Raw genomic sequence first — 25421 nt, forward strand, 5'->3', positions numbered from 1 at the left:
CTAATTAACTTCATCCTTATGAGTTAGAAATTATCTTTTCTACAACAGTCATAACAGCTTCCTTTAACTTCAATAAAAGCTCATCACTTTCAACTTTCGTCTCACCCTTGACCCCAAAGTAAAACTTGATCTTCGGCTCTGTTCCAGATGGACGTAAGGCAAACCATGTAGCATCCGTCAATTTAAATTTCAGAACATCCGCAATAGGTAGATTGAGTGAGCACTGTTCCCCTGTTTCAACGGAAGTAGAATGACCCACTGCGTAATCTTCGACGGAAGCAAGTGGCTGTGGAAACTCTCTTGCAAATGAGTCTGACCTGAAATAATTAATAATCCTCTCCATTTTCGTCATTCCGATCTGACCTTTTAGCGTTATAGATTCCAAAGCTTCTTGATAATAGCCATGCTCTTCATATAATTCATATAGGCCTTCCAATAACGTTTGTCCTTTTTTCTTGTAACGTTCTGCCACTTCAGCAATCAATACTGAGGCTTGGACTGCATCTTTATCCCGTACGAAATCACCTATTAAGTAACCGTAGCTCTCCTCATATCCAAATAGGAAAGTTGACTCTGTTGTTTTTTCGAATTCCAACACCTTTTCACTTATATACTTAAATCCCGTAAGTACATCCATTATTTTCACACCGTACTTATTGGCAATTGCCTTACCAAGCTCTGATGTGACAATTGTTTTAATAACCATACCATCCTCCGGTAGTGCATGACGGTTCGACTTGTCTTCCAACAATGCATTTACTAGTAACGCGCCAATCTGATTGCCAGTTAAAAAAACATATTGACCTTTTAAATCTCGAACTGCAACCCCCATTCTGTCTGCATCTGGATCCGTGGCTATCAGTAAATCTGCTGCTGTTTTATGACCGTATACAAGTGCTAGTTCAAAAGATTTTGACTCTTCAGGATTTGGCGATTTGACAGTCGTAAAATCAGGATCAGGAATTCCCTGTTTCGCGACGATAATTACGTTCGAGAAACCAGCTTCCCTCAGCCCTCTACACACCAACTTACCACCCGCCCCGTGAAGTGGGGAATAAACAATCGATAGACTCTTAGCGAGCTTTCCGTCTACTAAAATTCCATCCAAACGCCTTATATAACGCTCGCTCATTTCATCTGCTAAGTAGGTAAGTAGTCCAGCTTCTAAGAGATAGGCCTCTTCTGCAACTTTCACTGAAAATAGATCCTCGATATTCTCCGTATGAGTAGTAATCGCAGTTGCAGCTTCTAATGTGACTTGCCCACCATCTTCTCCGTACACCTTCAGTCCGTTATATTCAGCTGGGTTGTGACTTGCGGTAATCACAACCCCCGCAAATGTATTTAATTCTCGTACTGCAAAGGATAGCAATGGAGTCGGTTGAAGTTCATCGAATAAAAAAGAACGTATCGCATTATGTCCTAAAACTTTTGCGACTTCTAGCCCAAATTCCGGAGAGTAGTGCCTTGAATCATAGGCGATTGCTACGCCTCTCTTTTTCGCGTCTTCACCACAGCTTGCGATGTATGCAGCAAGCCCTTGCGCAGCTTTTCTTACTGTGTAAATATTCATCCGATTCGTGCCAAACCCAAGTTCCCCGCGCAGACCTGCTGTGCCGAAAGAGAGGTTTTTATAAAAACTATCTTCCATTAATTCTTTGTTATTTTCTTCAATCATAAGTTGCTGTTTTAGTGCGACTTCTAAATCCTCTTGATTTAGCCACTTTTCTGCTTCAACTTTCCATGTCACAAGAACGACCTCCAATAAATCGATTAAGTAGGGGATAGTGCGCTATGAACTACTCGTGGTACAAAACAAAGCGCGGCAGCACCGATTACACCTGAACCTTGATTTAATTTCGCCGGCACAATCTCAGTCTCTCTTCCGGTTTGGCTAAATGCATATTGACTGACATATGCTCGAATCGATTCAAACAGGGGATCACCTACTTTGGAGACACCGCCCCCAATAACAACTTTCTCCGGATCAAAGGTATTGATTAGATTGACACAAGCTATTCCAATCACTTTAAAAACGTCTTCTATATAGTGAACTATTTTCGGATTTCGTTCTGCATATAAGTGAAATATTTCTTTAGTCGATAACTCCACGCCCATAATCTTCGAACCTTCTTTTGCAATCGCTGTGCCTGATGCAATCGATTCTAAACAACCCTTTTGCCCACATGAACATTGACCAAACGACGGATCAATGACTGTATGTCCTATCTCACCGGCGTTCCCTTTAAAACCACTAAGAAGTTTTCCTTCAACAAAAATCCCTGCTCCAATCCCTGTACTAATCGTGATATATGTAAAATTATCATTTTCTTTCGCAGCACCAATCCACTTTTCAGCAAATGCAGCAGCATTCGCATCATTTTCTAATGTAACTGGCAGGGAAAAAGATTGTTCGACTAATTCACAGATTGGAATATCAACCCACGATTTTAAATTCGTCGGACCCATAATGACTCCATTTTCATTATCCAATGGAGCGGGTGCACCAATTCCGATTCCTATTATTTCCGCTTTTTTAATAGTAGATTTTTTAATACTATTCTTTATTTCTTCACATACTCTATCAATCATTTCTCTAGGTTTGATTGATAAATCAGTTGGAATAACGGTTTCATTGATGATTATGCCATGTTGATTGACAATCGCAATCGCAATATTTGTTCCACCAATGTCAACGCCAATCGAATATTTCATTTGGTGCCCCTCCCTTATTCGTAGAGAATTCATATTTAACTTTCACATAGCCATTTATTTCTCTATGCCGAATGAAAACACGGTCTGCTTGTTGTATGTTTCATTAGCTTTCAGAATAACCGTTGGAAAGTCCTCATAATGCAATGATGCCGGAGATGCTTGGGTTTCAAAGCAGACACCTAAATAAGGTCTTGCTGTTCCTTCTGCTAAATCAAGATCTTCATCTAGGGTATTCGATGTGTACATAACTACGCCTGGTTGATTGGTTTTAATGGTCATTCTGCGTCCACTTTTTTCATCTTTAACGATAATACTTTCTTGTTTCTTATGATTTAAAATAAAGTAGTGATCATATCCATAGTCAGCAACTAAATTTTGTGCTGATGTGGAGCTAATAACGTCAGCTAATTTTCTCCCATTCTGAAAATCGAATGGCGTATTCACTACATTGATCTTTTTGCCGGTCGGAAATAGTTCTCTATCAAGTTCTATAAACTCATTACTATCAATCGTTACATGGTGACTGTGTATGGTTTCAGCTGCATTTCCACTTAAATTAAAATAAGAGTGATTTGTCATTGTGAGCACCGTTATTTTATCGGTTACTGCTAAATAATCAAGGATGAGTTCATTTTTATTATTCAGTGTATAAGTAACAGAAACCTTCACATTACCAGGGTATCCACCTTCACCATCTGGAGTTGTATGGGTCATTTTCACACCAACTGTATCGTCTGTTTGAAAGGGTGTAACCTTCCAAATGACTTGATGAAACCCTTTTAACCCCCCATGTATGTGATGAGTCCCCTCATTTGCTTCTAAAAAATGTTTTTTTCCTTCGAGTACAAATGTAGCATCTTTAATTCTTCCGGCAATACGACCAATAATCGCGCCTAAAAATTCAGGATTTTTTTCATAATCAGTGTAATCTTTATAACTAAGTACTATATTCTCTATGTTGTTTTTTCGATCCGGAACGTTAATCTCAGTAATGATTCCGCCAAAATCCAAAATACTTACACTCATATCATTATTATTTGTTAATGTGTATAGCTGCCATTTGTCAGCTATATTTTGCACCTCTATCTTCATTCAACTGGCCACCTATTTGTTTAATGACGTTATAAATCGCTCGCAATCTTTTTTTCCTTTAAAAACGCCAGCATCTCCAAGCACTTTTGCGAATTTATCCCCAAGTTCTTTCTCCAAAATAGCTTCAACTTGTTCTAGGTCTGAGAACTCCTCATATTTACCTTTTATCTGATTTGCCCACTCTTGATGATAAGCGGACACATCATTTGGTTGATTTAGTAAGAACTTTTTAACTTCAGCCAATTCATCCTTAAGACGCGCTGGTAAAACCGCTAGTCCCATTACTTCTATGAGACCGATATTTTCCTTCTTTATATGATGTACATCTGTATGCGGATGAAAAATCCCAAGTGGATGCTCATTAGTTGTTCGATTATTCCGCAAGACGAGATCGAGTTCAAACTTTTCACCGCGTCTTCGCGCAATAGGCGTGATTGTATTATGTGGCGTATCCCCACTAAAAGCGCTAACATCCGCTTTTTCATCACTATAATTTTTCCATGTTGTGAGTATATGATTAGCTGCTTGAATCAATGTCTCTATTTCTTCACACTGCAATCGAATGGTTGTTAAAGGCCATTCCAGAACTGAAGCAGATACGTCGGTAAAGTTATCTAGTTCAAATGAAAATAACTTTGTTGCATATGTTATTGGGAATTCATATCTTCCCGTTTGGTAATGATCGTGATTTAAAATCGATCCCCCGACAATGGGTAAATCTGCATTTGAACCAATAAAGTAATGTGGGAACTTTTCTATAAATGCAAGTAATCTTTCAAAAGTTTCTTTCTCAATTTTCATATCTCGATGTTCTTCTGAAAGTAAAATGCTGTGTTCAGTATAATAAACATAGGGTGAATATTGCAGATACCAATTTTCATTTACAAGTGGTATTTGAATAAGGCGATGATTTGCTCTAGCTGGATAACCTATTCGACCTACATATCCTTCGTTTTCAATGCATAATACGCATTTGGGATAATCAACATCCTGCTTCAAATTCCACTCGCTTTTAATCTGTTCTGGATCTATCTCAGGTTTCGACATATTAATGGTAATATCCATTTTCCCGTAGATTGTTTCAGCCTTGAAATGAATGTTTTTCTTGATTCGGTTCATCTGAATATAATTACTGTTTTTACTTAATTCAAAAAAGTAATCTGTTGCTTCCTTTGGTGAGTTAGCATATTTGTCTTGAAAGATTGTATTGATAACAGAAGGTCTTGCAACAAAGCAATTCATAATCGTTGCCGATAGTATTTCTTTATCATCAAAAACATTTTCAATCACGTTATTTTTCACAGCATACGCAATTATCTTTTCAAGCAGATTTGGAATCGAGTCATCTAGTATTGGTTTATTTGTTTCTGAGAGAGATTCGAGTTTAAGAAGGGCAAGGATTTGATTGTATACATAAGTTCGATCTAAATTACCAATGAGCTCCGCATTAATCGCTTTTTGAATAAGCCCTTTAATATGCTGGTAAATCACTTATTTACCACGTCCTTTTGATAACCATTAGGATGATAAACATGCCAATTCCAAGCATCTTGGATGATTTTTTCAATCGAAGTTCGTGTTGGCTGCCAACCCAATACCGTGACCGCCTTAGTTGAGCTTGCGACAAGGGCACTTGGGTCACCCGCACGCCGCCCACCTGACCTTTCAGGAATTTCCCTGCCCGTAACTGTACGTGCTGCATCGATTATTTCTTTCACAGAAAACCCCTGACTGCTGCCGAGATTGAAAATATCACTTTTTCCACCGTTAGTTAAGTAATCAAGTGCTAAAAGATGTGCATTGATAAGGTCTTCCACGTGAATATAATCACGGATACACGTCCCATCAGCAGTGTCATAATCTTCCCCGAAAATGGTTATATGTGAACGTTGTTGAAGTGCGGCTTCGAGAACGATTGGAATGAGATGTGTTTCTGGGTAATGGTCTTCACCGATTTCTCCAGATTCTCTTGCACCCGCAACATTGAAATAGCGTAAGGATACATACTGAATCCCATAGGCTTGTTCACACCATTTCATCATTTTTTCCATTGCTAACTTCGTTTCTCCATATGCATTTGTCGGGTTTGTTTCCATATCTTCTGTAATTGGAATCGATTCCGGCTCACCATATGTTGCAGCTGTTGATGAGAAGACAATTTTTTTTACGTCATATTCCGACATAACTTGTAGCAAAACCTGCGTACCATAAACATTGTTATCGAAGTATGCAAGTGGTTTTTCCATTGATTCGCCAACTAGCGAACTTGCGGCAAAATGCACTACAGTGCCAATTGTTTCTTGTTCAAATACCTTACGCATAAACGAGATGTCCCGAATATCACCTTCGTAAAATGTTGCAGCAGGGTGGACGGCTTCTCTGTGTCCGGTTTGGAGATTATCAATAACGACTACTTCCGACATTAGGTCGATTAACTGATAGACCGCATGTGAACCAATATAGCCAGCCCCACCTAAAACCAATACGCTCATTTAGTACACCCCTTCAGTAATCTCTCTTGCACCATCATCAATTGCAGCAGTGTAAAACGATGCATCATAGCCAATTGTTGCATGATAGATTCTGTTTACATTTTCCTTAAAGCTCTCAACTTTATCCTTTCCAACAATCGCAATCGCACAACCGCCAAAACCAGCACCTGTCATGCGGGCACCGACAACACCGGCTTGCTCCCACGCGGCTTGAACAATTGTATCAAGTTCAAATCCTGTAACTTCATAATCTTGTTGAAGGGATAAATGTGACTCATTCATTAATACACCGAATTCTTCCAGATTCCCTTGCTCTAGCTGTTGAAATGCTTCGAGTGTCCGTTCATTTTCATAAACGGCATGTTTTGCACGTTTTTGGTTTACTTCATCCTTAATGAGATGCTTATATTGTTCAAATTGTTCCTTCGTTAAATCACCAAGGCTCTTGATTTGAAGTTCTGTTTGTAAATCCGCCAAAGCTTGCTCACATTGCGCGCGACGTTCATTATATTTTGAACCAGCCAATGTCCGTTGTTTATTCGTATGAATGATCATAATCACATGATCATCAAGCTCAATAGATGCAAATTTATGCGCTAAGGTTAGGCAATTTAATAGAATGGCATGATCTTTTTTACCTTTTCCAATCGCAAATTGATCCATAATCCCACTATTGACACCGATATATACATTTTCTACTTTCTGGCCAAGCTGAATCATCTTGACACGATTGATCTTCAAATCATACAATCCTTCTAAAAGTACACCCGTTACCATTTCAATAGAAGCAGAAGAAGAGAGTCCTGCACTGCCTGGAATGTCTCCATAAAAGAGGATATCCATCCCAGTCGCTATTTCCAATCCACTTTCCCTCATGAATTTAATCATCCCTTTCGGAAAATTCGCCCAATCATGTGCTTTATTATATGTTAGATTCGATAGATCACATTCAATGATTCCCGTATCAGGAAAGTTTAGCGAGTAAAAGCGTACCTTTTGGTCACCACGTGTTTGGCCAAATGCGTATGTCCCAAATGAGATAGATGCAGGGAATACATGACCCCCATTATAATCTGTATGTTCACCAATCAGATTAATTCGTCCAGGTGCAAAAAATAGTCTTGGCTTTTGGACTGTCGTATAGATTGATTGAAATTGTTGAAGTAATTTTGAAGTAATCAATGTTTATTACCTCCTGTGTGATTTAGGTTTTCACATGTCTATAATTGTTTATTAATTAAATTAACTAAGTAGAGTGTACTATACTTTGAGGGAATGTTCAATATTGTTCACCATATGATTGTAAGCGTAAAAGAGTATAGGAGGGATTGCTCTATGGATGAACTCATCACATTACTTGACGAACATTTGATTTGTACAGGTACGAACATATCTTCAGATTTTATTTATTTCTTTGTGACATCTACTCGAAAAGAATGTGCGTGCCCTTCCTGTCAAAGTGTATCTTCCCGAGTCCACTCACACTATAACCGAAACTTTCAAGATTTGCCGATTCAAGATAAAAAGGTAGTTATTACGCTATCTAATCGAAAAATGTTTTGTGATAATCCATCGTGTCATCGGACGACATTTGCCGAAATTTTTTCTTTTATAGACAATAAAGCGAAGAAATCCAAACGATTGAAAGAAACCATTCTGGAAGTTTCACTGACACAGAGTTCTGTCTCCGCCGTAGTCTATCTATCGAAACACGTAGTCGATGTTAAAAAGAGTACACTCTGTAATTATCAAAAAAAAAGCGTACCTGTAGTATGAACTGCTCCCTGTCAAGTAGACAGTGGAAATAATAAAAATACGTTAAGCGGCTTGAGCTCTGTATTCTAGAGGGCTTAAGCCGTTTAGTCGTTTTTGGTAGCGACTAGTGTTGTAGAAATGAATATACAATGCAATGACTTTTTCCAATTCTTCGTACGTGAGGAATTTGCTCAAATAATACATTTCACATTTCAAAGAGCCCCAAAATCCTTCGATTGGCGCATTATCTAGACTACGACCAGGACGAGACATACTATGCGCCATGTTTGCTTTGTCTATTATTCGTTTAAATCCTTTTGATGTGTACTGATAGCCACGATCGCTATGAATGAGCGGATGAGCACCAAATGGCAATGATTGAATGGCTGGTATCATCGTCTCAAACACAAGTGGATTATTGTTTGAACTACCAAATCGATAGCTAACAATCGATCCATCATATAAATCGATAATCGCACTTAAATAAGCCTTTTTCCCAATGCCATATTTGAACTCCGTCACATCCGTACACTATTTTTTGTTTGGCTTATCTGCTTTAAATTCACGATTTAATATGTTCTCAGCGACATGGTTCGCCTTCGTTTTACGATAACCTTTTCGTTTTCGACGAAGTTTATTTTGTCACGCTGGTGTGACAACAAAAAAGAAAGAGCAGCTAAATGCTACCCTTTCTTTTTAAGAAGTTTGCTCCACCATGACGATCTTGTTTCTTCTTGTGTTGCAGCAACCTCTAAGAGATGTTGTTCACGTTGTTCTTCAAGCGAGCGTTTCATCTGCTGGGTTAGAATCCTATCTCTTTTTTCAACAACATCATTCAATTTATTCTCAAAGGACGAGAGCATTGCTTCTCTTTCCTCCTCAATGGCATTCTTAACTGCCACATGCACAATTTCATGTAATTCATGCTTAGATAAACGAACCATTTCAGAGTAAACGCTTGGCGTCTGTCGGGCGTTTTCGCTGTCGAAATCCCTTATGGCGACAGCGTTTATGGCATCTGCGAAAGGTACAGGGCTTGCACAGCTGCATCCATATCGTCCTGTGTGATGTCTATATACCGTAAAGTAACACTCTCGGAACATGGTTAAACATCTTCATCAAGAGCGTTATATTCGTCCCTCGTTCGAAAGGAACAGACACGCCAAGCGGTCGAACGTAGTCGTGCCGGTTTGAAGCGTAACGATCTTTTGAGAAGGCAGTAAACGAGAATGCTAAATGATTTATTTTATCGAATGCGAGATGTTAAAAATTCACGGAAAGAAGTAGCTGTTACCGGAAATAGAACGGGGCAGCCGTTGCATCTATTAACCGAACGGCAGTGCAATGTCCGCATCGACACGGAAGGCTTGGAGGGTGACGCTACCCTATCAATTAAATTTGAGGAATCGGAGGACGGCTTGGAGTTCAATGAGATTGGTACTTTCCCCATACCGGATCCGCATCATGGCGTTTTATTTGCTCAGTTTCAACCATATGTCCGCTACCAATTGATTGTCGGCGGTATCGAACCAAATATGAATCTCACTATCAGTTTCTAAATAGACGCCCCTGGCTTAATTGCCGAGGGGATTTTTTATTGCAGAAAAGGAGGATCAATCATGGACAGTGCATAAGTGTACTTACAAGTGCGAGTATACTTATAGGTGTCTTTAATCTTCATGTTGGTCTATCCAGTAACCGATTATCATTAGTGGTATTTACTTTAGGTTATTTAAAGACTATTATTTAAATGGTAATAGTTAACACTTGAATAGTGAGATTAGGCTTTTACTAAGAAATATAAGTTATTAACTTATACAGGAGGATTTTTATGCATGAACTTTATTTGATAAAAAAGACAGAAACACAAGATGACAGTTTTTTTCAATATTTTTATAGGGATAGAGACAATTACAAAGATATAATTATTGATTACACTACACTTGACGTCAACGTATATGATTATATTTTTGATTCTCTAATATGGATTCCAAGTGCGAATCCTGCATTTCCGGGAAGGCCAAAAGACATAGGATTTAACACGACTGGGCTAACCCTATTTGATGAGAATTCAGCGTCTTCTTTATGCTCTATTTTTACTGCTTGGAGAGATCTATTTAAGAACGGCCCTAGTGAGATTAGAAAGCTTATGTATTCAGTAGAGGATAATATGAGTTTTGATAGAGATTATACTATAGAGAAGCTTGAAAAGATTATTAATTTTTCTAAACAATTAAGTGGAGGAGAGTATTATTTATATCATGTAGGTATATAAAATGAAAGAATTAGATGAAAAAATACTGTTTAATTTGAAATTGTATATTAAACTTAGAAATTATTAGGTAAGTTACATAGTATTGACAAACACCTCTATCTAACTTACTCTAATTCATATAAAGATTTAAGGAGAGAATGGAATGAATTTTTTCAAAGGTAACTTAATTAAGTGTATTTTAATTTTTTCATTGATTTTAACTCTTATTCCTTTTGGTTTAGTTTCTGTTGAAGCAATTGAAGTTATACCATTTGCAGATGGGGAAGATTTAGAGGTTGTTCCTACATTAATTCAAGATGAGTATACTAATGTAGGTGAACCTCGATTACCGAACATGGTCCCTATTAAACTTGTAGCTACTGGTGATAATTTCAGAGTATCAATAGGTAATGCCGGTTTGGATCCTTTAGATTCAGTGACTATTAATGTAACAGCAACTGGCTATAGTCAACAAACAAAAACAAAAACAAAGGTAATGCCGGTGATAGGGGCAGATTTTGATTTTAAAATCTCAATGATATCTCCGACTATGAAATACACTGTCACAGTCCTTAACACTGATGGCGGTAAAATATCAACTGTAGGTAATACCACCTGGAGCTAAACTGAAAGTGATTTAAGTTCATGGCACAAAGGGACATTCCCTACTAAAGTAGCAAGTGAGACCATCACTACGGTAAACATGGAAAAAAAGTCGGAGCAACAAATCTAATAAAATATGTAAATTCATCCCTTGCGATGCATGAAACAACATGGGGCATTAAAGCTTCTAATAGTACCTTTACCGTTGTAGATACACCAGAGAGCGGTAAGAATGTTGCACAAAGGAAATTCACAATAAAAGGTACTGGAAGATATATAATTGTAACAAATACTAAACAAACTCAAATATTAAGTTTCGGTGGAAAAATGTAAAGAATATAAATTGGTTAATATTGCATAATAATTGATTTATTTTTTTATGCAAGTGCGAATACTCTCTAGTAGATGTAATAATAAATAAGCTAAGGACCAGGTGCCCATATCACAGTGAGTACCTGGTCTTTTTTCGTTTTATATGTAAGCGTCAAATAGGTTCTTTCCATCGTTGGTTGAATTGGCGTTATACTCTGTTATAATAAAGTGAAAAAGAGTATAGGAGGAATTGCTCTATGGATGAACTCATCACATTACTTGACGAAAATTTGATTTGTACAGGTACGGACATATCTTCAGATTTTATTTATTTCTTTGTGACATCTACTCGAAAAGAATGTGTGTGCCCTTCCTGTCAAAGTGTATCTTCCCGAGTCCACTCTCACTATAACCGAAACTTTCAAGATTTGCCGATTCAAGATAAAAAGGTAGTTATTACGCTATCTAATCGGAAAATATTTTGTGATAATCCATCCTGTCATCGGACGACATTTGCCGAAACATTTTCTTTTATAGACAATAAAGCGAAGAAAACCAAACGATTGAAGGAAACTATTTTGGAAGTTTCACTGACACAAAGTTCTGTCTCTGCTGCGCTCTATCTATCGAAACACGTAGTCGACGTTAAAAAGAGTACAATCTGTAATTATCAAAAAAAAAAGCATACTGGTAATAGATAAAGAGAATATCGAAGCTATTTGTATCGATGATTTTGCGATGAAAAAGAGAAGGAGTTACGGCACCATCATGGTGGATCTAGCCGATGGTAGGGTCATTGATCTCATAGAATCGAGAGAAAAAGAGGACGTGGTTACCTGGCTTTCTCTATTTCCCAATATAAAATATGTCTCGAGAGATGGATCTCTTACCTATGCCGCTGCGATTCGAGAAGCTCATCCCGAAGCCCATCATATCAGTGATCGATTTCACTTAGTGAAAAATTTGACGGACGCGATTACACTCTGTATGTATAGAGTTTTACCAGGACGAATTGTTATTCCATTAACCAATGAACAGAACGCAATGAACGAACTGCTAACTAGTAACCCTTCACGACGTACTAAAATCCTTTGGGTCAAGTCCTTGGCATCCCAAGGTCGCACCATACAAGATATCCGATTGCAAACGAAATGTAGCCCTCAAACTATTCGAAAATACATTAGAATGCAAGAAGAAGACATCCCTAAAGATTCAGATGATCAGCGTGGCCGTGAACATAAAGAAGCAATCCAGAACATTACGGATAAAGCAAAAGAAGTGAAATCTTTACAGGAAAAAGGATATAGTATTAGGAAAATAGCTGATGAGACAGGCTATACAAAGAAGACAATAAAAAATTATTTATCTCCCGATTTCAATCCGATTCATGGTCAATATGGTGTACAGCGTCCTGGAAAACTGTCCCCTTTTAGAAATGAAGTGATTGCCTTGCGCTCGAAAGGAACAACTTATAAAGAGATTTATACTTCCATTTGTAAGAAAGGATACACAGGCTCAGAAGCTGCGATTAGACAATTCATAGCAAAAGAAAAAAGGTTACAAGGTGATTTGGAAGACGATGTAACCGCTGGTTCCACGGAGATTGTGGAAAGAAAATGGTTGGTAAAGTTACTTTACAAGCCACTAAATAATGTGAAAGCAATTTCCCAAGAACAAGTAAAAAACGTTGTCGAGAAGTATCCATTATTCGGTACATTACTTCGCTTGGTTTGGCGCTTCAAAGAGATTCTTCAATCGGGTGAAAAAGAGTTGTTACATACATGGATTTCAGAGGCAGCAGCCCTCGAATTAAATGAATTGACTAGTTTTCTCAATGGAATAAAAAAAGATATAGATGCGGTTGAAAATGCATGTACGCCTCCCTATAATAATGGATTAACCGAAGGCAGCGTAAATAAGTTGAAAACCATCAAACGCATCATGTATGGCAGAAACAGTTTTGAACTTCTGCGGAATAAACTATTATTGCTTGAATCCCGTAAATTCAACTAACTCTGGAAAAAACCTATTTGACGCTTACATAAGATTTTGTTACGGGGGATATTTATCATTGCTGTGTTTATATATATTTATACGCAAGACAAAAAACTGTCAGTATCCCAGTTTTTTACTAGAACCCACAGCTCAATCACTTATTCATTTCATGGTAGTAACTTAAAGCGGATCAAAAAGATCAACCAAAAGTAAGGCAATCGCACCAATGATTGTCGCATCATCGCCAAGTTCGGAGATGATTACTTCTGTTTGTTTTGCTCTTGGCGTTAACGCCCGTTGCTCAATCGACTCGCAAATAGCAGGTAAAATAAACTTACTTGACTTTGTTACCCCTCCAGCTAAAACGATTTTACTAGGGTTAATGATATGAATTAAATTTGTTAGACCTATCCCAATAATTATGCCTGTCTCCACTAATACTTTCACGCAATCCTCATTGCCCGCGAGTGCTAATTCATACACCTTTTTCCCTGTAATTGATGATTGATCAACTTGTTGTTCCGAGCATTCTTTCAGCATCTTTTTTGCCTTTTTGGCAATGGCAGACCCTGTTGCAAATGTTTGCAAACATCCGCGATTACCACATTCACAAATCTCACCATTTACATCAATGGTCATATGACCCACTTCGCCGGCAATATCTTGTGCGCCATGATATAACTTTCCATTAATAACAATGCCTGCACCAACACCACGGCCAAGGTTCACTGCTAACATGCTATCTAGTTTTCCATGATTACCAAACCACGACTCACCTAATGCCATTACCCGTGCGTCATTCTCGACTTTTACTGCTAACTCAAACTCCTTTTCAAGTTCCTCTTTAATTGGAATATTAGTAAGACCCAGATTGGGTGCAAATAAAGATATACCCGTCTCCACTTCTACGACACCATGCATCGCTACTCCAATACCAATAAACTTTTCCGGGTTGATGGACGCATCCTGTATAACAGTGCGAATACCTTCCTTTAATATAGTTAGGAATTGGGCATTTGTTATAGGTACCGTTAACTTACTTGAAGTTCTTGTAACAATATTTCCCGCTAAATCTGCAATAATACACTCTATCATTTTCGGACCCACGTCCACCCCAATAACATAAAACCCTTTATTATTAATTAAGAGCATCGTGGGTTTACGTCCACCTCGGGATTCTCCAAGTTCACTTTCCCTTACAATTCCTTGCTCAATTAATTCTTTCACATTACTGCTTACTGTTGGTGGGGTTAATTTTGTTTCTTTAGCAATTTGCGCTCTAGAAATAGGTGCATCTGTGCGGATTTTATTGAGTATAATTGACCTATTAACGGATTTCATCCACTGGAACGTGCCCTGTCGCATACTTACACCTCCATTATATTAAAAGCGGCATTTCTAACTAGTATCATCTATAAAAGGCCGCCTACCCTATTGTTTCTATGACATAACCTGATTGAGGGTTCTGTAGTAACTACCATTATACAGGATTCCATTGAGTCGACACACTTTTCTATTTTCAACAGTATTCATTCGATAAAACAAGAAAAACACTTGATGTCCATGTGAAAGCTCGATCCCTTAATCCTTCTCCTGTCAACGCATCGAAATTTTCAGCCATGCCATTTTTTGTTGCCATTTCACAATATCTACGAGCAAGATCTTGAGCAAAATCTACTTCTCCAGAGGCAACGAGTCCATCTATCAATAACATCGTTGATGGAGCCCAAATAGGACCACGCCAATAGCCATCTGGAATATAATAAGGACTTTTTATACTCTCAGTTGCTAATCCATGTGCTGTGAAAAAGCGTGATTTATCTTTCAATCCATCAATAAGTTTTGTGCGGATTTCTAACGGAAGTCGTTTCCCTAAAATAATCGGCATGAATAATAATAAACTATCCCCAGTTTCCCCTTGTTCATTTAAGTAGTGAGCAACAAACCGATCACCGACCCAGAAGTGCTCAATCATATCGTGCAACAATTTATCGGCTGCTTCCTTCCACGTTCTTGCCTCTTCATTCAAATTCAAAGTTTCGGCTATGTCAGCTAATGTTTCCATCTGTAAAATTAAAAAAGCACATAGGTCAGGGCTTTCCACCGGTATCCCCTCATGAAAAACTGTACTATTATCCCACCCACTGTCATTTCCATGGTGGTATTCCGGGAATCCATTCGCATTATCATCCCGATGTTCTAAATACCATGTCGTCCATTTAGATAGTGGACCATAGACTTCCTTTAAATGATCTTTTGAGATTTTAGTAGACCTCTTTAACATCCACGACAAGGTCCAGCCATGAATTGGTGGTTTACTGCAGTTCCAATAGGCATATTGATCATTCATATAGTCAGGTAATAAACCCGATGGATCTTGTTTGTCAAAAAAGATCATAAACTGATCCCAAGCTAGTGCAGGATTATTCTCAGCTAATGCCATTGCATTAAAGCAATGATCCCAACTCCAAATGTTGGTCATCCAATTTTTCGACATGTACATCGCAGGCCGTGTAAGATTGCCCTCAGGATTCACAATACAGGACCATGTAATATAAGAGGCAAGTTTCCTACCCTCTTCGTATTTATTCGGTGAAGGCAGTACATTATCCTTCCACTCTTCGTATTCCTTTGCTACAATTTGCTGGCATGTTTCAAAATCATTATAGCGAGGTTGTTTTATGTACACGGTAATAAACTCTTCTATAGTACAAGTGAATTCCTTGGTTTTTTCTTCTGGAATGAACTCTGCAATTACATGAGAACAACGATTCACATGCCAAGGAGCATCTACCACTAGTGAACCAATTTGGGGTGTTAACATAAATCTTATTTTTTTAGAGAAAATATTTATTTGCCAACTCTCCTCTTTATGAGGAAATGCATTGTCATATGCTTGTGTAACCATTGTCATTCGTAAGCCAGCATTTCCCCCAAATACATGCATAGTTCCCGCTTCAGACATCACAATTTTTACATAGCCATCTTCTGCCTCTAATTGTAAATAGGTTGGGTGTCCAATTGATTTAAAGGGAACACACTTCCCATCTTGCGTTACATCTAGTTTGAAAACAGCCCCATCTTCATTATCACCGCCTCTAATGTTTCGCAAGTATATTCCTTCTTCAAAGTTCTCTCTTGCAGGTAGATAGGAAATAGAAAGATAGGATCCATAACGACTAAACGGTATATGTTTCAAGTCGAAGTTCATGCGTATTCTCTCCTGTATTTGTTATAGTGGTACGTATTATTTATTTCACAGAGCCTGATATTCCTTCTATAAAGTAACGTTGCATTAGTATAAAGACGATAATTACAGGAAGCAATGAAATCGTTGCACCTGCTGCCATTCCTGTCCAGTCTGTTTGATACTTCCCGACAAATGAAAGCATTCCAACTGCCAACGTTCTCAATTCAGGATTATTCAACGTTAAGACAAGCGGGACCAAGAAAGAACTCCATGTCCATATAAATTGCATTATAATAGCAGTAGCAATTACTGGCTTTGCCGTTGGAAGAATGACCCTGAAGAAAGTTCCTAGGAATCCACACCCATCCATCGCAGCCGACTCTTCCATTTCTTTTGGAATCCGGGAGAAAAATGCTGCAAATAACAGGATGAATAACACATGCGCACCGCTGGACTCTGCCAAAATTACACCATAGATCGAATTTGATAATCCTAAAAACTTCATGAATTGATAAAGTGGAATAATCGTGTATCCACTTGGAATAAACATTAGCGCACCTATACAAACAATAACAACTTTTCTACCTGGAAAATCTACTCGCCCAAGGGCATAGCCTGTTAAACAACTTAAAGTAACAACAATAATCACTGTGCCTAGCGTGATTAGGACAGAGTTAATAAAGTAAGTTGAAAAGTTAGCAACTTCCCACGCTCTTGTATAGTTTTCCCAGTTTAATTTTTCTGGAATCGGATTTATGCCAGATGTTAAATAGGTTTTATTGGTCTTAAGTGAGGAGGAGATCATCCAAATAAAAGGGTATATCCAAACTATACCTATTACAATCAAACAGACATGAGTAATAATTTTCCCTACTTTAGTATTCATTACCCCTGTACCCCCGCATCAGCTCTACTTTTATTTACTCTCATTACAACCCAACCAAGGCCTAAACTGATTATGAATACAGTCAGCCCCAAAATGACACCGACAGTTGAAGCATAACCAACTTGCGAAATCCCATCTGATGCAAATGCAAATCGATAAATATACAATTCAAGGGTTTCGGTTGAATAATAAGGCCCGCCGCCAGTTAGTGTTTTTACTAGATCGAATACGTGCATACTACTTACGGTGGTGAGCAAGATAATTGTTGCCCCGATTGGAGCGAGTAGCGGTAATGTGATATGTCGCAATGTTTGCCAGTATCCTGCACCATCTATATGTGCCGCTTCATACAACTCTCTTGGTATCATCTGCAGACCAGTTAACCAGTAAATCATGATTATCCCTATTTCTTTCCATGAACCAACTATAATTAGGACAATCATCGCAGTTACAGGATTTATAAGCCACGGCACCGCTTGATCTATTACACCTATTATTTTCAGTGCTTCGTTGATCAAGCCTTGATTTCCAAATATATTTTTCATTATAATACCGATAATTGCGGTGGTTGTAACGACAGGTAGAAAGTAGATTGTTCGGTAAATTCCTATCCCTTTTAACTTAGGGTTATTTAGTATTAAAGCTAATACTAAGGCAGCTGAGACTGAGACCATCGTAAAGCCTGCCGTATAAATAAATGTGTTTTTAAATGCATTCCAAAACTTTTCTTCCTTGAAAACACTTATATAGTTTGAGAATCCCACAAATTTATTTAGTGGCCCTATCCCTGTCCAATCATAAAATGAATAGACATAGCTCATTATAATTGGGTATAGTGATAAGCCAAAAAACACGATGAATTGCGGTAAAATAAATATGTACGCCCAAATATAACGGTTCCTAGTTTGTTTATTGACTTTTCTCCTTTTTCCCACCTTCATCAAATCTCCCTCCTTCGAGAACCATTTAACGTACGTATATTAAATAGGACTAGCTACAACCTTTCCATAATTGAAGTTAGGTTTCTAGTTGTTTATACAAATGAAAGCTGCCATAGCTAATCCAGATTACAGATTACATATAACATGACATCAATTAACTTATCTATTCAGTTCCTTATAATTTTCTTCAGTGTAAGACTGATATGGAACCCAGTTTGGAAACTTATAGTCTTCCTTCGTTACATGTTCATTTCCATCAATCGCTTTTGTAAATTCGGCATTATAATCATCCGTATACTTCTGAAGAGTTCCTTTTAAATCTTTAACTTGGCCAGTTAAATAACCCATTGTTACTGAGCCAATACTTTCATCAGGTGCATTTTTAAGGAACTCTGTTCGAACTTCTTGTGTGTGCGGATTAAGAACGATAGGATTTGGAACCCTAATCGACATATTCAAAAAGATATCTGCTATGTCATTCACTTCTTCAAATGGTAGTTCAACCTTTATTGCAGCAGAATCCTTGGCAATTAAAGGTTCACCATCTTTTAGAATTTCACCATAAATATTTTCTCTTAGAAACTCCATAAATATTTTTACTTCATTCCAATTTTTTGTTTCTTTAGAGACGTACATTCCATCATTACTGCCTAAACGGAATTCTCCATACTGTTTCCCGTTAGCATCTTTCGTAGGTAGAGGTACTACACCCCAGTTTTCAAACTCACTTTCATGCAACAATTGACCAGTCCAGTTACCATCCAAAAGGAATGCAGCTTTTCCACTAGTAAACAGCTCTCTAGCAACAGTCGAATCGTTTTCCAGCGACAATGGAGATAATGCGTTATTATCTAATAGATTTTTAAAAAACTCCATCGTTTCTACGTGACCCACAGTCGCAAAGTTATACTCACCATTTGCGTAATCATAACCAGCCTCTGGTGATGCTTCTGTAGCCATTAGTTGCACTACACCATTCACTAACCACCCAGATTGGCCTCCAAATAGTAAGCCATGTGATGCTCCGCCGGATTTTTCATAAATTTCTTTTCCGACAGTCATTACTTCTTCCCATGTTTTCGGAACAGTTTCAATTCCTAACTCTTCATAAACTTCTTTATTATAGAACATCATATATGTTCCACCTTTATAAATTGGAAACAAATATACGTCATCGCCTACCATCGTATTTCCCACATCAAAAACGCCATCTGTATATTCTTCACGAACTTTTTCAGGGAAGAGGTCGTTTAATTCATGTACAAGACCAAGCTCTACAAATTCGTTAATCGTATACGCATCTGTAGTAAACATATCCGGAAGATTATTGTCTGATATAGCAGCCTGGTACTCTGCTTCACTAGATTCCACATTCACGTTATTTAACTTAATTTTAATGCCTGAATTATTTTTTTCAAATTCCTCAATGAGTATTGGGAAATAGGTTCTTCCAGCAGCAATATTATTCCAAAGATCCAGTGTCACTATATCTTTATCAGTTTCACCTGTTTTTCCATCTTCTTTTTGGCACCCAACTAACAGTAATGCAGATAAAAGAATAAGGGAGACGATTAAACTTAAATTTTTCTTCATTTTTTTCCTCCTAAAATTAATATGTGGTTTTATAACAGTACTTCCAATTACTAATTCTCTAATTTAACGACAGCATCTCTTCTTATTTTATGGTTTTTAAATCAGCTCCTTTCCATTTGCTTATATTCTTCATTTTTTAAACTTTAATTTTTCTGATATTAAAGCCTACTTTATTTTACCTATGCATTATAGTAAGCGCATACATACATTCAATTCAAAGTTCAAATACGCAATATACCTTTCATATTACTGATTGGTTATTCCAATTACTAGTTAATTAATTTAATTAACTTATATTAGCATGTGGTCATTATAGTGTCAATACTCTTTAAATTGAAAAATCTTATACAGATTATATGTTGTAGATAGCTATTGAATTACAGTAAGATTGTACAAACTGAAAAGGACTGTCCTTTAAATAGGACAGTCCTTTTATTATTCTTTATTTCATTTTCCTCGGCCAGAAACTCCATTTACCAAGCAACATCAAAATCGCTGGAATCAGCAATGGACGGACGATGAATGTGTCAATCAGGATTCCGAGTGCCATGATGAAACCGAACAGTTTTAGTTCGTAAATCGGCATCGTTGTAAGTACCATGAACGTCGCCGCTAGGACTAGCCCAGCTGAACTGATGACGCCCCCAGTTCTTTCAAGCCCTCTCCGTACAGCATCGTCGAAAGGCATCGACTTCATCTCTTCCCGTATCCGTGCAATAAGCATGATTGAATAGTCGACCCCGAGTGCCACAAGGAATACAAATGCATACAATGGCAGCCTATAGCTAATCGCATCAAGTCCTAAAAATACATCAAACAAGAACAAGGATAATCCAAGCGTCGCCGCGTAGGATAACAAAATTGTACCCATCATATAGATTGGCGCAACGATAGAACGTGTTTGTACGCCAAGCATAATCGTGATAAGGATCGTCATGGCAATCATGACGAGCCATGTGTCACGGGCGTTGATATCCCGTAAATCCGTATACTTCGCACTTTCCCCTGCGATAAAGAGTTTTGTATCTGCAAGTCCGGCATCCTTCAGCATTTTTCCGCTTTCATCCCGAAGTTCCAGAACAGTTTCAAAAGCTTCTTCATCATAAGGATTTCCTTCAAACGTCACAGAAAATTTTGCACTTTTTCCATCTTCCGTGATTGGATTGCTTTGCATCGTCACCTTATCGATTCCCGGCTTACTTTCAATCTTTTTAATAACATCTTGAAGTTCTTCCTTGCCAAGTTCCTGCTCAGAAACGAACAACAACGTGCCTGGTGCCAAACTTCCTTGCGAAAAAGACTCGCCAAGACGATCATAACCAACACGAGACGATAAATCATCCGGAAACGACTCTATCAAGTCATACGATTGCTTCATATTCGTGACATTCCATGCCCCGAGTAACAGCAACAGCATAATCGGAACCATGAACAACAACGGTTTCTTCGTAACTACTTGTGCAACTTTACCCCAAAATGTTTTCTTCTCTATGGACTTTTCACCATATTTCGGAATAATTGGCCAGAACGCTTTTCTGCCAATCAATGCAAATAATGCTGGCAATAATGTAAGCCCTGCAATAAGCATCGCTACCGCCGCAATTGCAAACACAGGTGCAAAGTTGCGGTATGGCTCATATAAGGCAAAGCCTAGCGTAGCGACACCTAGAACAATGGTGCTACCACTAAAGAAAATAGGTTCTTTCACGTGACGTATCGTTTCCCGCATCGCAGCATCTGTAGACTCATGTGTCTTCAATTCTTCACGATAGCGTGAAAAAATGAGCAATGAATAATCTGTCACAACCGCGAACAGTAAAATGGTCATAATAGAGAGCGCCTGACTCTCTGCATTGAACCATCCTGCCGAAGCAGACAGTCCAATCACACGGTCAACAACCGCATAGACAATCGCAGCGCCAACAAGTGGAATCAATGTTAGCAGTGGAGATCTGTAGATAAGAAGCAACAAAATCAAAATGAGTCCGACTGTCGATAACAATAAAACGACATCCGCTTGACTGAACAACTCGACCGCATCAGATGCAATTCCCGCTGGCCCCGTCCATGACAACTCGACTCCACTTTCAATTTTTTTACTCATACCCTCTTTAATTAATACAACCAGTTCATGTAAGTCTTTTCCCTCTAACCCTTTAGGTAACGTTAGCGGCACAAAAAATGTCTGTTTATTTTCCGACACAAAAGAAGCGCGTTGTTCTGGCTTCAGTTGTGTCAACGGAATAACATCCACTTTACTAAGAGCAGGATCTGTCCCCAGTGATTCAAGGGCTTCCGCAAATCCGAGAATTTCTTCTTCCGTTAAGCCCTCTTCCTTATGGAAAACAGCAAACAGTGGCATACCCCCATCTTGTGGAAAATGCTTCTCTAACTGCCGTTCTGCAATGATTGCCTCCACATCTGCGGGAAGTCCAGCATCTTTATTCGAAACGACGAACTCTTTTGCCCCAGGTGCGACCCCTGACAAAATAACAGTAAGCGCAATCCAGATACTAACGGATAACCACCATAAGCGTTTACCTTTTAATTTCCCCGCTTCCATTACTTCTTGCCTTCTTTGTCAACTAAGAAAGTGACAACAACGAACAATGCGAAGCTGATTAGTAAGATCGTTCCACCGACGATGTAAAGAATGAGTGATACGGTTGGATTGATATCAAATGGCTTCATAAATTGTAGCCACATTCCCGTTGTCAGACCGACTGCTCCAATGATAGCCGTCCAACCCTGTACAGCCACAAGCTTTTTAGCACGTACTTTATAGATTCGATAAAAGACGCCCCATGAAAACATCGACAGCCAACCGACCAGTAGAATATGTGCGTGAATCGGACGGAATGCGTAAGAACCCGACCCAGCCATATGAGAACCTAATACTGTTCCAACCAAACCAAATAGTGCTGCAACACGAATAAGTCGTAAACTCCATTTTTCCTGCATCGTAAATTCCTCCTGTGTTGTTCAAGTTATACCCTTATCTTAAGCACCCAACATGAACGCAACATTAACTAGAGGTTACAATTTCGGTAGTTTGACAATGAATGTTATCCCTTTCGCTTCATTTCTCATCACTTCAATCGTTCCGCCATGCAGTTTGACAACCTGCTGCACAATGGAGAGCCCAAGGCCCGTACCCCCGACTCCCTGTGTTCTTGAATCATCAGCTCGGTAGAAGCGGTCAAAAATACGCCCGATATCTTTCTCATCTAGTCCGACTCCATTATCACAGAACACCACTGTCACATGATCTACCTGCTCTGTTAACTCAATTTCGATTGATCCACCAACCTCCGTATATTTCAACGCATTGGACAGTAGATTTTCCCAAACCTTTTCAAGAAACGCCGGATCGCCTTGCATTCGAACTTCATCAATTTCCATCGAAAGTGACATGTCCTTCTCCACAAGCAACCACCTGTATTTTCGAATAATCTCTTTCAATTGTTCATCCAACCTGAATGCCTTAACTTGAAGCGGAGCCGTCAGTTGGTCAAGCGACGTTAAAAGTAACAGCTGTTTCGTCAATGAAGACAGGCGCTCCGTTTCAGATTGTATGACTTGCGCATAACTTTTCCGAGAATCCTCTGGGAGTCCGCTATCCATCAGAAGTTCTGCATACCCTTTAATATTAAGCAATGGCGATTGAAAATCATGAGAAACATCACTAATGAACTCTTTTCGAATGCGATCATTTTCACCTAGTCTCTCCGTCATCCGTTGGAAACTTTGCGCCAGCTGCCCGATTTCATCTTGCCTATTAATTTCAAGCGTTCCAGAAAACTGTTCTTCTCCAACCATTTTCGTAGCGGCCGTCAATTTAGTAATCGGCTCAATCAACTTTTTAGCGACTATCAACATGGAGAGTAGGCTGAATATCGCCATCACTAACACCATTCCACCAAGGATATAATGTACCTCCGTGAAGAGCAATTTAATATCTGGGCGAAGGAAGAGCGCATAGGCCTTTCCTTCATATTCAAACGGAACACCTACCGTATTTGCAAGCTCATCCGAGAAAAAACCAGTAACAAACGTTTCACCTGGTAGGTCCCTCATCCCGTGATATCTTTCACCTTTCAGTACCTGATCTATAGACGCTTGTGCAAGATTTTCAACACGGAACGGTACGCCATAATCTGTAGCCTCTCGTTGGGCATTGATGACATATAACTTATAGCCAGTTGCAGATTGCGCTTCAAGATATTTCTCAAGATCCACGCTACTTGCTGATTCAATATATGAAGCGATACTCTCGGCAATGCTCATATTCTTCTCATCATTTTGGCCCTTCAGCTGTTGATGGTAATATGTATTCACTGCAAGAAATGCGATAACCGTACTCGCCAGCATAATACCAACCGTGAACGCAATGAATTTCCCATAAAGCGACCTCATAACGTCGAAACCTCGAGCTTATAACCTACCCCTCGTACAGTTGAAATCATCACGCTTTCCGTCAATTTTTCAAGCTTATCCCGCAATCTTTTTATATGAACATTCAACGTCTGTTCGTCTCCTTGGTAATCATAACCCCAAATACGTTCGATAAGAATTTCCCTCGTAAATACGTGATTCAACCTTGAAGCCAACACCGAAAGCAACTCAAACTCCTTTAACGGAAGAAGCAACACTTTCTTCCCGACAGACACCTCATAGCTCTGCCGGTTTATTTTCATCGGACCTGCCTGAATGAAAACATCCACTGCTTTATCATATCTACGCAATATTGCATTAATCCGAAACAACAATTCTTTCGGCTCAAACGGCTTCACAACATAATCATCCGATCCCGCAAGAAAGCCTTTTTCTTTATCTTCAAGTTCTCCCTTCGCTGTCAGCAATAAAACCGGAATGTCCAACTCAGTTCTTAGCTTCTTCGTCAACGTATACCCATCCATCCCCGGCATCATCACATCAACAACCGCCAAATCTGGCATATCTTCCTCCAACAGCTTTAACGCCTCAAAACCATCAAGTGCTTTCATCACCGTGTATCCTGCCTGCGATAAGTTTATATTTACAAGCTCTAAAATATTTGGATCATCGTCTACTACAAGTATTTTCATCGCGTGAGATACCTCCTCTTTTTATTGGGTAAACCATGCTTCCTTTGCTTCTATCTATTATAAGGGTTGCTAACGTCAACTTCACGATTCTAACGTCAACTTTCGGATCTTAACGCCAACTCTGGCATTCTTAACGTTTCCCTTTAATCAAGAAAAACGCCAAGATTCGAATTCGAATCTTGGCGTTTTTCATTAGTAAACTAACATATTCTTAGTTTATAATGATTTTGTTTAAGTTAATTTCAGAAAATAAAAAGCCATTACCTATTGGTAATGACCTTGGTGCCTGGCGACGTCCTACTCTTGCAGGGGGAAACCCCCAACTACCATCGGCGCTGAAGAGCTTAACTTCCGTGTTCGGGATGGGAACGGGTGTGACCTCTTCGCCATCGTCACCAGACTAGTTTGAGCTTGTTCGCTCAAAACCGGATAAAACAGACATTGTATTGAACAGAATCAAGAGCCAACCGTGCTCTTTTTAAATTTGGTTAAGTCCTCGACCGATT

22 protein-coding genes, 1 rRNA gene and 1 pseudogene are annotated in these 25421 nt (G+C 38.8%); 6 read left to right on the forward strand and 18 right to left on the reverse strand.

What is annotated here, in order from left to right; genetic code table 11:
- Positions 1 to 16: 16 nt before the first annotated feature.
- From H4683_RS16685 to H4683_RS16710, 6 genes are read right to left on the reverse strand one after another with little or no spacing between them, the layout of a single operon-like run.
- Complete coding sequence (locus tag H4683_RS16685) at positions 17 to 1750, reverse strand: phosphohexomutase domain-containing protein (protein WP_192599968.1); 1734 nt, start codon at positions 1748 to 1750, stop codon at positions 17 to 19.
- Positions 1751 to 1773: 23 nt separating this feature from the next.
- Positions 1774 to 2715 (reverse strand): ROK family protein, encoded by a 942-nt coding sequence (locus H4683_RS16690; RefSeq protein ID WP_192599969.1) that lies wholly within the window; start codon positions 2713 to 2715, stop codon positions 1774 to 1776.
- A gap of 54 nt (positions 2716 to 2769) precedes the next feature.
- The gene (locus H4683_RS16695) at positions 2770 to 3807 is read right to left on the reverse strand and encodes an aldose epimerase family protein (RefSeq protein ID WP_192599970.1); all 1038 of its coding nucleotides are present in this window, start codon (positions 3805 to 3807) and stop codon (positions 2770 to 2772) included.
- Positions 3808 to 3819: 12 nt separating this feature from the next.
- Positions 3820 to 5298, reverse strand: coding sequence for a UDP-glucose--hexose-1-phosphate uridylyltransferase (gene galT, locus H4683_RS16700; protein WP_192599971.1), 1479 nt, complete (start codon positions 5296 to 5298; stop codon positions 3820 to 3822).
- Complete coding sequence (gene galE / locus H4683_RS16705) at positions 5295 to 6299, reverse strand: UDP-glucose 4-epimerase GalE (RefSeq protein WP_192599972.1); 1005 nt, start codon at positions 6297 to 6299, stop codon at positions 5295 to 5297. Before galE ends, galT begins: the two co-directional genes overlap by 4 nt.
- Positions 6300 to 7481 (reverse strand): galactokinase, encoded by a 1182-nt coding sequence (locus tag H4683_RS16710; RefSeq protein WP_192599973.1) that lies wholly within the window; start codon positions 7479 to 7481, stop codon positions 6300 to 6302.
- Between the two features lie 153 nt (positions 7482 to 7634).
- Between H4683_RS16710 and H4683_RS16715 the strand changes: the two genes are divergently transcribed.
- On the forward strand, positions 7635 to 8075 hold the full coding sequence (locus H4683_RS16715) for a transposase family protein (protein WP_192599974.1): 441 nt from the start codon (positions 7635 to 7637) through the stop codon (positions 8073 to 8075).
- 42 nt (positions 8076 to 8117) lie between these two features.
- Here H4683_RS16715 and H4683_RS16720 read toward each other — a convergent pair.
- Together H4683_RS16720 and H4683_RS16725 are read right to left on the reverse strand one after the other, a co-directional pair.
- Positions 8118 to 8696, reverse strand: a pseudogene (locus H4683_RS16720) (IS3 family transposase); the annotation flags it as partial.
- Between the two features lie 41 nt (positions 8697 to 8737).
- Positions 8738 to 9157 carry a hypothetical protein gene (locus H4683_RS16725; RefSeq protein ID WP_192599976.1) on the reverse strand — a complete coding sequence of 140 codons (420 nt, stop codon included), beginning with the start codon at positions 9155 to 9157 and terminating at the stop codon, positions 8738 to 8740.
- Between the two features lie 126 nt (positions 9158 to 9283).
- On the opposite strand from H4683_RS16725, the gene H4683_RS16730 reads away from it, so the two are divergent.
- The 5 genes from H4683_RS16730 to H4683_RS16750 all read left to right on the forward strand — a co-directional run bounded on the left by H4683_RS16730 (position 9284) and on the right by H4683_RS16750 (position 13236).
- On the forward strand, positions 9284 to 9613 hold the full coding sequence (locus H4683_RS16730) for a hypothetical protein (RefSeq protein ID WP_192599977.1): 330 nt from the start codon (positions 9284 to 9286) through the stop codon (positions 9611 to 9613).
- A 272-nt stretch (positions 9614 to 9885) separates the two neighbouring features.
- The gene (locus H4683_RS16735; RefSeq protein ID WP_192599978.1) at positions 9886 to 10329 is read left to right on the forward strand and encodes a hypothetical protein; all 444 of its coding nucleotides are present in this window, start codon (positions 9886 to 9888) and stop codon (positions 10327 to 10329) included.
- Positions 10330 to 10471: 142 nt separating this feature from the next.
- Positions 10472 to 10933 (forward strand): hypothetical protein, encoded by a 462-nt coding sequence (locus H4683_RS16740; RefSeq protein WP_192599979.1) that lies wholly within the window; start codon positions 10472 to 10474, stop codon positions 10931 to 10933.
- Between the two features lie 547 nt (positions 10934 to 11480).
- Positions 11481 to 11924 (forward strand): transposase family protein, encoded by a 444-nt coding sequence (locus tag H4683_RS16745; protein ID WP_192599980.1) that lies wholly within the window; start codon positions 11481 to 11483, stop codon positions 11922 to 11924.
- A gap of 22 nt (positions 11925 to 11946) precedes the next feature.
- On the forward strand, positions 11947 to 13236 hold the full coding sequence (locus tag H4683_RS16750) for a transposase (RefSeq protein WP_338062488.1): 1290 nt from the start codon (positions 11947 to 11949) through the stop codon (positions 13234 to 13236).
- 162 nt (positions 13237 to 13398) lie between these two features.
- On the opposite strand, the gene H4683_RS16755 is transcribed toward H4683_RS16750, so the two are convergent.
- From H4683_RS16755 to rrf, 10 genes are all read right to left on the reverse strand, one after another.
- Positions 13399 to 14583, reverse strand: a complete 1185-nt coding sequence (locus H4683_RS16755; RefSeq protein WP_192599982.1) for an ROK family transcriptional regulator — start codon at positions 14581 to 14583, stop codon at positions 13399 to 13401.
- Positions 14584 to 14737: 154 nt separating this feature from the next.
- Entirely contained in the window at positions 14738 to 16429 is a 1692-nt protein-coding gene (locus H4683_RS16760; protein ID WP_192599983.1) for an amylo-alpha-1,6-glucosidase, read from the reverse strand.
- 40 nt (positions 16430 to 16469) lie between these two features.
- Positions 16470 to 17294: a carbohydrate ABC transporter permease gene (locus tag H4683_RS16765; RefSeq protein ID WP_192599984.1), complete on the reverse strand. Its 825-nt coding sequence runs from the start codon at positions 17292 to 17294 to the stop codon at positions 16470 to 16472.
- Positions 17294 to 18235 (reverse strand): carbohydrate ABC transporter permease, encoded by a 942-nt coding sequence (locus H4683_RS16770; protein WP_192599985.1) that lies wholly within the window; start codon positions 18233 to 18235, stop codon positions 17294 to 17296. The genes H4683_RS16765 and H4683_RS16770 overlap by 1 nt, the downstream gene beginning before the upstream one ends.
- Positions 18236 to 18394: 159 nt before the next feature.
- Complete coding sequence (locus H4683_RS16775; protein WP_192599986.1) at positions 18395 to 19828, reverse strand: ABC transporter substrate-binding protein; 1434 nt, start codon at positions 19826 to 19828, stop codon at positions 18395 to 18397.
- A gap of 442 nt (positions 19829 to 20270) precedes the next feature.
- A complete protein-coding gene (locus tag H4683_RS16780; RefSeq protein WP_192599987.1) occupies positions 20271 to 22391 on the reverse strand; it encodes an MMPL family transporter in 2121 nt (706 codons plus the stop codon).
- Positions 22391 to 22789: a hypothetical protein gene (locus H4683_RS16785; protein ID WP_192599988.1), complete on the reverse strand. Its 399-nt coding sequence runs from the start codon at positions 22787 to 22789 to the stop codon at positions 22391 to 22393. The genes H4683_RS16780 and H4683_RS16785 overlap by 1 nt, the downstream gene beginning before the upstream one ends.
- A gap of 75 nt (positions 22790 to 22864) precedes the next feature.
- Entirely contained in the window at positions 22865 to 24244 is a 1380-nt protein-coding gene (locus H4683_RS16790) for a sensor histidine kinase (protein ID WP_192599989.1), read from the reverse strand.
- A complete protein-coding gene (locus H4683_RS16795; RefSeq protein WP_192599990.1) occupies positions 24241 to 24915 on the reverse strand; it encodes a response regulator transcription factor in 675 nt (224 codons plus the stop codon). Before H4683_RS16795 ends, H4683_RS16790 begins: the two co-directional genes overlap by 4 nt.
- Positions 24916 to 25199: 284 nt before the next feature.
- Positions 25200 to 25315 (reverse strand): 5S ribosomal RNA (gene rrf / locus H4683_RS16800).
- Between the last annotated feature and the right edge of the window lie 106 nt (positions 25316 to 25421).

It is taken from the genome of Sporosarcina limicola, assembly GCF_014873855.1.
GTDB classification, from domain to species: Bacteria; Bacillota; Bacilli; order Bacillales_A; family Planococcaceae; genus Sporosarcina; species Sporosarcina limicola.